Genomic DNA, 845 nt, shown 5'->3' with positions numbered 1-845 from the left:
AGGAGAATTTGCATGAGAAAGAAGCTCATCTGTCTGTTGGTGGCGGGGAGTCTGCCTGGCATGGCCATGGCAGACGCCACCAGCGACCAGATCAAGGCGCTCCAGGCCCAGCTCAACGCGCTGCAAAAAGAGGTGAAGCAGTTGCGCTCCGAAGTGGCGACCAAGCCGAAAGCGGCCGCCGCGGTTGCCGCCCCGGCACCGGCGCCGGCCGTCGCCGAAGCGCCGGTGGATATCTCTTCACCGGACTACGGCAAGGCACGCGCGGCGCTGACCAACGATCAGGTCGATTCGATGAAGCAGCAACTCGCCAACCAGCAACTGAAGGTCGATTCGCTGGTGGACGCGCAGAATACTGGTCCGATCGCGGGTCTGTCGGTAACGGGCTATATCGACCCGACCTTCATGTATAACCGCGCGGCAAGCAGCGGGTCGTTCCTGTTCGCGAATCACGAAAGTAGCTACAACTACTTCAACAGCACGTTCGGCGATCTGTACCTCGACATCAAGAAGACCTTCGGTGTCGGCCCGATGGCGCCGTCGGCCGAGATCACCTTGATGCCGAACCGCGGCAACGGCATTACGCTGCTGCAGAACGAGCACGGCAACATCGGCAACAACATCCTGAATACGGCTGTCGTGACCGTGCCTGTGACGGCAACCACGACTTTCGTAGCCGGTTTGATGCCGAGCTTCGGCGGCTATGAAGTGCAGCAGTCGAACCAGATGCTGACGCTCACGCACAACCTGCTGTATGACTTCTCCGATCCGGGCAGCTATATCGGCGTCGGCGTGAACTACACGGGTGACAGCAGCAACTGGGCATGGAAGTTCATGCTGGGCAACGA

Annotated in this window: 1 protein-coding gene; it reads left to right on the top strand. The window is 60.1% G+C overall.

The window, feature by feature from the left end:
* Positions 1 to 12 precede the first annotated feature (12 nt).
* Positions 13 to 845 (top strand): DUF3138 family protein (locus tag PQR67_RS38185; protein WP_408467952.1); only part of this gene is annotated, 833 nt, incomplete at its 3' end.

The organism is Paraburkholderia fungorum, from assembly GCF_046026025.1.
Classification (GTDB): domain Bacteria; phylum Pseudomonadota; class Gammaproteobacteria; order Burkholderiales; family Burkholderiaceae; genus Paraburkholderia; species Paraburkholderia fungorum_E.
This window is presented reverse-complemented; position numbering and strand designations above follow the sequence as displayed.